The organism is Serratia sp. MMO-28 (assembly GCF_037199905.1).
Lineage (GTDB): Bacteria > Pseudomonadota > Gammaproteobacteria > Enterobacterales > Enterobacteriaceae > Chania > Chania oryzae.
In genome coordinates this window covers 1-10,024 of record NZ_JBBCVB010000054.1, presented here as the reverse complement: position 1 = coordinate 10,024, position 10,024 = coordinate 1, and the positions used below count along the sequence as shown (strand labels likewise).

Genomic DNA, 10,024 nt, shown 5'->3' with positions numbered 1-10,024 from the left:
AGAGCAGCCAGAGCAGCCAGAGCAGCCAGAGCAGCCAGAGCAGCCAGAGCAGCCAGAGCAGCCAGAGCAGCCAGAGCAGCCAGAGCAGCCAGAGCAGCCAGAGCAGCCAGAAGCCGCAAAGGCCGACAAGAAACCAAAAAAATAAGGTGATCTCATGCTGGATAGCGATCTGGTCAAGCAGCATTGCAGCATCGATCTTGATTTCGATGATGATGACAAGCTGCTTGAAACCTATGTCGGTGCGGCTGCGCGGTATGTGGAAACGTGGACTCGCAGAAAGCTTTATGAATCAGAGCAAAGTGCGGGGTATGAAGATGATGAGGATGCCTTGCTGTTGGGTGAGGATGTAAAGGCAGCCATGCTTTTACTGGTCGGTCATTGGTATGCAAACCGAGAAGCCGTGAATATCGGTAACATCACATCATCCATTCCTTTTGCTGTTGAATCACTTTTGCAGCCGTATCGAATCTACGGACTATAAGGGGGCGCTATGCAGGCTGGAAGGTTTAGGCACAAGGTCGTTATTCAAAACTTTGTCACCACGCAGTTACCGTCTGGGCAAGAGCTTGAAGACTGGGAGGACGGTAAATCCACCCGAGCGGAGATTAAAGCGATCAGCGGCCGTGAACTGGTAGCATCTGGGGCAGAGAAAGCCGAGGCCACTATCCGCGTCTGGATGCGCTATCGCACCGATGTTACAGCGTCTTCCCGGCTCCTGTGTCTTAACGGCCCATTCCGTGGGGTAGTGCTGGAAATTACCGGCCCGCCCATTCCTAATGCTGAGGGTACTCAGTTGGAAATTCTCTGTAAAACCGGAGTGAAACCATGATCAACACCAAGCTGGATTTTTCCGGGCTTCTCGATATTTCCAAGGATCTGGAGGTATTGAGCAAGGCCGAAAGCCGCAATGTACTGCGGCAGGCAACGCGGGCAGCGGCCACAGTATTTCGCGACGAGGCCCGGGAGCTTGCGCCGGAGGATACAGGCAAACTGAAGCGCAACATTGTTGTGATTAACCAGCGCGCCAATGATGGCGGCGCGATCGCCGGTGTCCATGTTCGCAGCGTGGGTAAAGCCAGTAACCGTAACAACGCTTTCTACTGGCGCTTCAAAGAGCTGGGTACATCGAAAATGCCAGCAGTCCCATTCATCCGCCCGGCATTTGATGCCAAGCAGGATGATGCAGCGGCGGCGGCGTTCGCGAAAGCCAACGAAGCGATCGACAAGGTGCTATCAAAATGACCGAGGCCGATCTCAACCCACTGTTAAAACCGCTGGTCGGCGGGCAGGCATATCCTTACGTGGTCAAGCTGACACCGGAGGGAATGCCAGCGGTAAAACCACCGTGGATCGTCTACACGGTGCCCGATGAAAACCGTGCTGATGTGTTTTGCGGTACTGCAGAAACCGCTTACCTGGCACAGATCGACGTGTACGCCAGCAGCATTGACCAGGCCAAAGAACTCCGAGCCAAAGCCGAGCAGGCGATCGCTGTTCTGTCTCCGGCAGAAATCCACCTGTTCAGCGGCCATGAACCCGATACCGGCCTTTTCCGCGCCTCGCTTGAATTCAAAGTGTGGCAATAACCTTTAACCCATCTTGATCCTAACCCGCCGCGTGCGGGTTTTTTAATGTCTGGAGAAAACTCATGACAGCTAAGTTCGAAAAAACACAAGGCACGGTGGTGAGCATTTCTGCTACCGAAGCCAGCGAGGCTAACCCGGCAAGCATTACCTGGCTCTCCACATCGTGCTCAGCTAAAGAGCTCAGCTATACGGGCGGCCAGAAGGACGATATCGAAGTGACCACCCTGTGCTCCACCGAAAAGGAGATGACCAACGGGCTTTCTGCACCGGCTGAAATGACCATCAACAAAAACTGGAGCGCCTACGATGATGCTCAAGATTCGTTGATGGCAGCTTACGAAACGGACACCCGCCGCGCCGTTCGTGTGATTTTCCCGTCTGGTAATGGGTTCGCTTATCTTGCAGAGGTACGCCAGAACAGTTGGAACGTTGCTACATCTGGCGTGGTAGCCGCCTCTTTCACGCTGCGCATCATCGGCAAACCAATCAGAATTTTTGCAGTGACTATCCCGGTAACCGGCGTGTTGCTGGATAAAGTAACGGCAGCATTGAAGTTGGGCGAAAGCCTTACCCTGACACCGACGATCGCCCCAGCAACGGCAACAAACAAGGCTGTTACATGGACATCCTCAACCCCGGCAAACGTTATGGTCACCGCAGCGGGCGTTATCACGGGCCTTGCGGTAGGCACCTCAACGATCACCGTTAAGACCACTGATGGCGCAAAAACCGCTACGTGTGTCGTGACTGTCACAGCCTAATAGGAGCATCGCCCCATGGCAGGAAAAAAACTGAATCTTAAGGCGTTGGCATCCGCGCCGCTTGCAGGCTTCCGCATCAAGTCGATTACGGTTGATGAGTGGGAGGGGGCGGTCGTGATTTTGCGCGAGCCCTCGCAGGAAAGCTGGGGGCGCTGGCGTGAAATACTGACGCCACCGGAACCGGAGGAAGGCAAGGAACCCCTGAAGCTGTCGATCACTGAAGAGACACAACGCAGCATCCGTGCCGATGCGGCAATCTTTATTGATGTTCTGCTTGATGAAGATCACCAGCCTGTTTTCAAACCTGGCGATCTGGATCAGGTAGTGACGTTCTACGGCCCGGTGCACGCGCGACTGCTCAAACAGGCGATCGCACTGAGCACCACACAGGAAGATGCTGAAAAAAAGTCAGAGAGCCAGAAACCCAGTTCATGATGAAGCTGGCGCTTCGCCTGGGTAAAACCCTGGGCGAGTTGCGCCAGACCATGAGCGTCAGTGAGCTTCGCCTCTGGATGGAATTCAACAAGATCAGCCCGATCGGTGATGAGCGTAATGATTATCACGCCGCGCAGATCTCGGCTGCCGTGTTCAATTCTCAGCGCACCAAAGACCCGATAACCATTCCCGATATGTTGCTGCGCTGGAGTGGGCCGGAGGAAGAAGAGGCAGAGGACACCTCTGAACTTGAGAGCTTCCTGGGGGCTCTGGCTGATTAACTGCCCGCCGCGTGCGGGTTTTTTTATAGGTGAATTATGGCTTCGCTGCGTGAGCTGATCATTAAAATATCAGCTAACTCAAGTTCTTATCAGGCTGAGATAGCCCGCGCCTCACGCATGGGGGGCGAGTATTACAAGACGATGGAGCAGGGCAACCGCAAGGCCGAGGCTGCGACTCGTCAAAGCCAGCGCGCACTGGCCGATCTCAACGGCCAACTGACCTCTGTCAAAACCGCCGCCGCCAGCATGGCCGGTGTATTTGTCAGCCTGTTTGCCGTTGGCAATATTATTAATGCCGCTGATCAGTGGGGCCAATACCAATCCCGTATCAAGATGGCTACCGGCTCGGTGGAGGAATTTCGTTCTGTTCAGGCGCGGCTGCTGGAGATCAGCGATCGTACCTATAAAAATATCGATGAGCAGGCCGAGCTGTATATTCGCAGCTCAACCGCAATGAGGGAGTTGGGCTACAGCACTAAGGGTACCATCGACTTTATCGACTCCATTTCCAGTTCGCTGACGATCAACGCCGCCAGCGCCGAGAAGGGTAAGAGTGCGATCGATGCGCTGTCTAAATCCATGGTGACCGGCAAAGTTTCTGGTGATGAATGGAACACGGTCATGGAGGTAATGCCGACCGTGATCGGCGATATTGCCCGCTATCTCGGCACCACGGAAACCGCGGTAAAAAGCATGGCCGCCAACGGCAAACTGTCGATGGATACGTTCGCCAAAGCGACGATCGCCGCACAGCAGCGTAACGCCGAATTGGCCGAGGCCATGCCGACTACTGTCGGCGACGCCATCACCAAGCTGAACAACCACTTCAAAACCTACATCACCGATGTGAACGCATCCAGCGGGGCCACACAGGCGCTGTCTGGCACGATCGGCTATCTGGCTGAACATATTGATGAGGTGGTAACCGCAGCCGGTATCCTCGGTGGTATCGGGCTGGCCAGAACGATCGGTGGATGGGCGAGCAGTACCGCGCTGGCCGCGAAAGAATTTGCGAATAAGGCCAGTAGTCAGCTAGCCCTTGCTGCTGCACAGCGTGAGGGACTGAGTGTCACCCTATCCCAAATCGGCGCAGAGCGTGCTGGTGCAGTTGCCGCCCAGCAATCCCTGGTTGCTCAGCTAAAGCTTGCGCAGACGGAGCAGGCCCGCACCGTTATCCGAAAACAACTTGCTGTTAACTCCGCCGAAGTTGCCCGCCTGACCCGCGCAGAAGCGGCAGCTACAGCAGAGCTGAATGCAGTTCAGGGGCGGCTTACTGCCTCAAGCGGGCTACTGAAAGGTGCGCTGGGGTTGCTGGGTGGACCTGCTGGCATCGCTATGATGGCTGGCGCAGCGGTCTTCTACTACTACCAAAAAACCCAGCAGGCCCGCGAGGAAAGTCTAGCCTTTGCTGATTCCTTGGGCGCAGTAGTAGACAAGATGAACAGCATGAATCAGGCCCAACTGAAGGGCGCGCTGGCTGATACTGCTGATTCAATTATCGCTCAGAAAGATAAGATACGTGATCTGGAGAGCGAGCAAGCTGCTGCCCAGGCTGAGCTGAAAAAATATACCGACCTGGTTAATCAGTTTGGTGTCAGTCAGGATCGGGGGAATGGCTATGTAATTAAGGCGGCAGAGGCCCAGAATGCACTAAATAAAGCAACTCGCGATTTAAGCAACGCGAAAGATAAGCTCGTAGACACTACAAGTAAGCAGGCTCAACTGCAGGGCGAACTGAACAAGGTAACTTCAGAGTCTGATGCATCATTTGCCAATCTGAAAAAGGGATTGATCGATACCTATAATCTTTCTGGTGCGGCCGCAACTGCTTTGGCAACAACACTGCAAACGTTAAAAGAGCTTAACGAAGAACAGGGGAAATCTAGCGGTACCGGTAAGCCTATTATAGATACCTCTAAATATGACCAGTACGTTAAAGGTCAACAGGAAAGCCTTGCGTTATTAAAGGCTGAAGGAGTTGAGCGGGCAAAACTAAAATCTGTACAGGGTGCTATATCCAGCGGCGCGCTGCTGACTGATAAGTCCGGCAATGTTATTGCTGAGATGGCGGCCCAGAAAAAACAGATAGAAGAGAATGCAGCAGCCGAATACACCCTTCAGAAGGCGGAGCAGGATCGCAATAAAATAACCAGCGCCGGAACAAATGTTGCCAAGGAATACGAGCAGAAACTCGCCAATCTTAACAAAGAAATTCAGGTTGAGGCTATTCGCCTGAAAGACGGTGACGCAGCGGCGGCATTGTTCTCTGCGTCTCTGGAGGCAGGAACTAAGTGGACGGACGCTCAACGAGCAGGGCTTGAGCAGCTTAACAAGACGCTGGCCGAGGCCAAGCAGCGCTGGGAAGATCATAACGCAGCGATCGCCAACGACCCCTACCGCGCCGCTACCGAAACCCAGAAGAAGGCGAGCGAGCAGCTACAGCGCCAGATTGCTGACGGCGAGATCAAGAGCGCGCAGGATATCGCCCGCCGCAAGCAGGATATCAACACGGCTTATCTGCAAGCGAAAGCTGAGGCAGATCAGCGTTACGCTGTCTCTGGCACCGCCGAACTGGCCGGTAATGTCGATCCCATCCAAAACCTTGAGAACCAACTGGCGAAACGGCATGCGCTGATCGAGAGCTACGCCGCCGCTGGCGTGGTATCGCAGGAGCGCGCCAACCAGCTTCTTGCTGCATCCGATCGCGAGTCGATGGAACAGCGCTATCAGGCATCGCTGCAACTGTTTGCCAGTCAGGGGGACATGCAGAAGATGAGTGTTGATCTGTTCCAGGCAACAACGGAACGGGCAAAGAACATGCTCACCGGCTTGCTGACGGGCACGCAGGACTGGAAGGAATCCATGTCCAATCTGTTCTCATCGCTCACCCAGTCGATTATCAGCAACCTGATCGATATGGCTGCGCAGGCGCTGATAACCAGCACAGTTATGCAGACTATCACCGGGGTTGCTGGTGGATTAATGGGCGGGATTGGCGGTGCCGCCTCTGGCGCGGCCGGTGCAGCAGCAGGAGCAGCAGGTTCATCAGGTATTGGCGCAATGGGGATGAGCACCAGCTTTGCCGCATATGACTTGGGAGGCTTTACTGGGCTGGGCGGTAAATATGAACCTGCTGGGGTTGTTCATAAGGGCGAGTTTGTTTTTACCAAGGAGGCCACCGAGCGGATCGGCGTAGATAATCTCTACGGCATGATGCGTGGCTACGCAACCGGTGGGCTGGTTTCTGATGGGGTGCCGTCTGTCAGCGCTGCATATGCACCACCAACAACCGCAAGCGTGGCGCCGCAGATTAACGTTTATATCGATAGCGCCGATCTGTCAGTGCAAAACACTCCGCAGGGCAGGGAACAGTTATCCGGTCAGGTGCTCGGCAGCATGATGCAGGCCCTATCAAACGTAACTAGTTGGCTCAGATCTGCTATGCCTGATAGCGGGTTAAGTGCGGGGTCAGCAGTCTGGGATGTCGCGACAGCCTATGCTGCACCGACCAGCGCCGTCGATCGCTCTCTGGATATCAAACCCACCACTGCAAGCCTGCCCCCGGCAATGCGTGAGAACGCCAGTACTGCCGCACCGGTCTTTAACATCACTATCAACAGCGATGGGCAGAGCACAGTGTCTACTCCGCCAGGTATGGAGCAGTTTGGTAACGAACTCGCGCAGTTTGTTGATCAGCGGTTTAAGGCTTTGCTGCAGAAAGAAACGGGACAAGGGCGGATGTTAAGCACAGCAATAAAGGGGCGTAGAGAATGACGCTGGAAACATTCAATTACTGCGCCCGCGTTAACCCTGTGGGCGATCACACCTTTCGCGTTCGCGAGGTGCAGTTCGGTGACGGGTACAAACAACGTGTTGGTGACGGACTTAATAATGAGTCTCAAAGCTGGCAGTTAACATTTACCAACAACGAGCAGATCACTGTCGAGATCAGGGATTTTTTCAAGCGGCACGCAGGGTATAAGGCTTTTAAGTGGACTAGTCCCAACCTTGAACTGGGGCTGTACACCTGCAAAACGTACCAGATCACCGCATTAGGGAAAAATTCACGCGGTAAATTTATGTTCCAGCTCGCGGCCACGTTCGAAACCGCATTCCATCCATAATAGGTAAAACCATGTCTATCAAAACCGATCACCAGGTATTACAACCTGGGAGTAAAGTGCGCCTGTTCGAAGTGGACGGAAGTCAGTTCGGCGGGCCAGAACTGTATTTTCACAGTCACGCTATACCGCACACCCCGGAGGAATTGGAGAAAGCCGGTGATGATCCGGCAAAGCTGCCCGCTAAATCGATCTGGTGGGGCGGGCGGGAGTACAAGCCCTGGCCTGTACAGATCGAAGGGCTGGAGGTGACCAGCGACGGCACCGCACCGAGCCCGACACTATCAGTCGGTAACATCGATGGAACCGTGGCCGCTATGTGCCTGGCATACCAGAACTTGGCACTGTTTAAGGTCACCATCCGCGACACTTACGCGCACTATCTCGATGCTCGTAATTTCCCCGAGGGTAATCCAAGCGCCGATCCAACGCAGGAAAAAATCGACGTCTGGTATATCGATCGCAAGCTGACCGGCACAAACACGGTGATCCAGTTTGCTCTTTCATCACCGGCAGACCTGCAGGGCATTATGATCCCAACGCGGCAGATTCATAGCCTTTGCACCTGGTGTATACGTGGGCAGTATCGCGGGGCATCGTGTGGCTACACCGGTACCAGGTATTTCGATATCGACGGCAACCCGGCTGATGACCCGTCAAAAGATGTTTGTTCAGGCCTGGTGTCCACCGGCTGCGAGCCCCGGTTCGGCAAAGGCAACCCATTGCCACACGGCGGATTCGTTGGCTCATCACTGCTGAAGAGGTAACCATGCGCAAACACATCATGACCGCCGCACTGGCGCATGCCGCCGAGTCTTATCCGGCAGAATGTTGTGCTTTGGTAGTGCAAGTCGGCAAACGCCAGCAGTACCACCGCTGTCGCAATACCGCGCCAGCGCCGACTGAGCAATTCACCCTGCACCCAGAGGACTACGCCGCAGCCGAGGACATAGGCACAATCGTTGCGATCGTTCACAGCCACCCGGACGCGACTACACAGCCGAGCCAGCTTGATCTTGCTCAGTGTGACGCGTCACAGCTTCCGTGGGTAATCATCAGTTGGCCAGAAGGCGATATCAGGACGATCACCCCAAGTGAGGGCATCAAGCCTTTGCTTGGCCGCCCATTCGTCCATGGCTTTTGGGACTGCTACGCCATCGTGCGGGACTGGTACCGGCTCGAGCGGGGCGTAACGCTGCCGAACTTCGAGCGATCAGATGGGTGGTGGAACCGGGGCGAAAACCTCTACATGCAGCACTATGCTGAAGCTGGTTTTGTGCCAGCGGCCGGTGATCTGCAGATCGGTGACGTAATCATTATGCAGATACGAGCGGAGGAACCAAACCACGCCGGGGTTTATGTCGGTGATGGGGTGATGATCCACCACATGTACGGTCAGCTCAGCCAGCGCGTGCCATACGGTGGATATTGGCAGGATCGGACGATTATCATTCTGCGTTTTAATGCCAGTTAACTGATAGTGATCTTATCATCAAGCAGTGATAATCTATTCCGGTTTATAGCTAAACAAGGAAGAATTGAAAGTGAGAAATATTTTCTTAGTGTTTTTGCTGTCTGTGTTTTTATCTGGGTGTACGGTAAACTTACCGTTTAACAACAGGTTGGCCTTTTCATCGGTAAAGGAAATGTCTTCCGTTCAGAATGGTAATGAGAAAAAAAATCTAAAGATAATATGGAATCCTTCGGATTTCCCTTCCCGAATAGATATAAAGGGAGCTGATGGTTTTGTTGGTGGGGGCTCAAGAACTCGCATTCCAACAGGCGTTGCTTTATCTGCTAGGATAGAGGAAGCGGTCTCAACATTTGCCAATATAACTACAGATGGAAAACCACTAACAATAACCGTTATCGAGGCAAGATCAGGATTTGAATATTCAGCTGGAATATTTAACGTTACCCCAGGAATAGATGTGGGGAATGTTTATTTAAAGGCTAAGTTTGAATTCAATGGTGTTGAGTGGGAGAGAGAGTTTAAGTCTGAGAGGAAAGATCCAACTATAGGTGGAACTAGCCAGACTAGTATTCTTGAATCTGCATGGGATGATGTTGCTGTGCAAGTTGCTAAAGATATAGCAAGCAGAATTAAATAATTTAAATCGTAATTAACCAAAAGCCCGCCATTGCGCGGGTTTTTTATTGGAGAAAATATGGATAACTCATCACAAAAATATCGAATTATCAGACTCTACGGCGTCCTCGGTGCAACATTTGGCCGGGTTCATAAGCTGGTGGTGTCTACTCCACAAGAAGCTATTAAGGCACTATCTGTCACTATCCCAGGCTTTGAGCGGTTCCTACAAACTGCAAAGGATCGTGGCTTGACCTTTGCTGTTTTCAACGGGAAACACAATATTGGTCGTGATGAGTTGGAATTCTCCGGCACTGATGATATCAGGATCGCCCCGATTATTATCGGCAGTAAAAACGGCGGGGTATTCCAAACGATTCTTGGGGCTGTGCTGGTGGCTGTAGGTGCGGTAATGACATACATGTCAGGCGGGACAGCAACCCCATTCACAATGGGGCTAATGATGTCCGGTGCATCAATGATGCTTGGCGGAGTCATCCAAATGCTTTCGCCGATGCAAGGTGGCTTGGCAATGCGAGAGAGCCCGGATAACAAACCCTCGTATGCCTTTGGCGGCCCTGTGAATACGATCGCCCAGGGCAACCCAGTGCCGATTCTTTACGGTAAGCGCCGGATTGGCGGGGCGATTATTTCCGCAGGGATCTACGCCGAAGATCAGCAGTAACCTAATCCCCCTCAATCAGGCCCGCTTAATGCGGGTTTTTTTACGCCCGGAGAAACGTAATGTCAG

Annotated in this window: 13 protein-coding genes and 1 pseudogene; all 14 read left to right on the top strand. The window is 53.4% G+C overall.

Going from position 1 to position 10,024, the window contains the following annotated elements; all coding sequences use genetic code 11:
- The first annotated feature begins 154 nt into the window (after positions 1-154).
- The 14 genes and pseudogenes from WG891_RS26220 (at position 155) to WG891_RS26155 (ending at position 9,958) form a co-directional block, all read left to right on the top strand.
- The gene (locus WG891_RS26220) at positions 155-481 is read left to right on the top strand and encodes a head-tail connector protein (protein ID WP_337265045.1); all 327 of its coding nucleotides are present in this window, start codon (positions 155-157) and stop codon (positions 479-481) included.
- Positions 482-490: 9 nt separating this feature from the next.
- Entirely contained in the window at positions 491-829 is a 339-nt protein-coding gene (locus WG891_RS26215; protein ID WP_337265044.1) for a phage head closure protein, read from the top strand.
- Positions 826-1,242: an HK97-gp10 family putative phage morphogenesis protein gene (locus WG891_RS26210; protein ID WP_337265043.1), complete on the top strand. Its 417-nt coding sequence runs from the start codon at positions 826-828 to the stop codon at positions 1,240-1,242. Before WG891_RS26215 ends, WG891_RS26210 begins: the two co-directional genes overlap by 4 nt.
- Complete coding sequence (gene gp17, locus WG891_RS26205; protein ID WP_337262957.1) at positions 1,239-1,586, top strand: tail completion protein gp17; 348 nt, start codon at positions 1,239-1,241, stop codon at positions 1,584-1,586. The genes WG891_RS26210 and gp17 overlap by 4 nt, the downstream gene beginning before the upstream one ends.
- Before the next feature lie 62 nt (positions 1,587-1,648).
- Positions 1,649-2,086: pseudogene (locus WG891_RS26200) on the top strand (phage tail tube protein); the annotation flags it as partial.
- Entirely contained in the window at positions 2,087-2,347 is a 261-nt protein-coding gene (locus tag WG891_RS26195) for an Ig-like domain-containing protein (protein ID WP_337265047.1), read from the top strand.
- 15 nt (positions 2,348-2,362) lie between these two features.
- Entirely contained in the window at positions 2,363-2,782 is a 420-nt protein-coding gene (locus tag WG891_RS26190; RefSeq protein WP_337265042.1) for a phage tail assembly chaperone, read from the top strand.
- A complete protein-coding gene (locus tag WG891_RS26185) occupies positions 2,782-3,063 on the top strand; it encodes a phage tail assembly protein T (protein WP_337265046.1) in 282 nt (93 codons plus the stop codon). Before WG891_RS26190 ends, WG891_RS26185 begins: the two co-directional genes overlap by 1 nt.
- A gap of 36 nt (positions 3,064-3,099) precedes the next feature.
- Positions 3,100-6,837 (top strand): tape measure protein, encoded by a 3,738-nt coding sequence (locus WG891_RS26180; protein WP_337265041.1) that lies wholly within the window; start codon positions 3,100-3,102, stop codon positions 6,835-6,837.
- On the top strand, positions 6,834-7,187 hold the full coding sequence (locus WG891_RS26175; RefSeq protein ID WP_337265040.1) for a phage tail protein: 354 nt from the start codon (positions 6,834-6,836) through the stop codon (positions 7,185-7,187). Before WG891_RS26180 ends, WG891_RS26175 begins: the two co-directional genes overlap by 4 nt.
- An 11-nt stretch (positions 7,188-7,198) precedes the next feature.
- Positions 7,199-7,951 carry a phage minor tail protein L gene (locus WG891_RS26170; protein ID WP_337265039.1) on the top strand — a complete coding sequence of 251 codons (753 nt, stop codon included), beginning with the start codon at positions 7,199-7,201 and terminating at the stop codon, positions 7,949-7,951.
- 2 nt (positions 7,952-7,953) lie between these two features.
- On the top strand, positions 7,954-8,658 hold the full coding sequence (locus WG891_RS26165; RefSeq protein ID WP_337265038.1) for a C40 family peptidase: 705 nt from the start codon (positions 7,954-7,956) through the stop codon (positions 8,656-8,658).
- A 70-nt stretch (positions 8,659-8,728) separates the two neighbouring features.
- Complete coding sequence (locus tag WG891_RS26160) at positions 8,729-9,295, top strand: hypothetical protein (RefSeq protein WP_337265037.1); 567 nt, start codon at positions 8,729-8,731, stop codon at positions 9,293-9,295.
- A gap of 57 nt (positions 9,296-9,352) precedes the next feature.
- A complete protein-coding gene (locus WG891_RS26155; RefSeq protein ID WP_337265036.1) occupies positions 9,353-9,958 on the top strand; it encodes a tail assembly protein in 606 nt (201 codons plus the stop codon).
- Positions 9,959-10,024 lie beyond the last annotated feature (66 nt).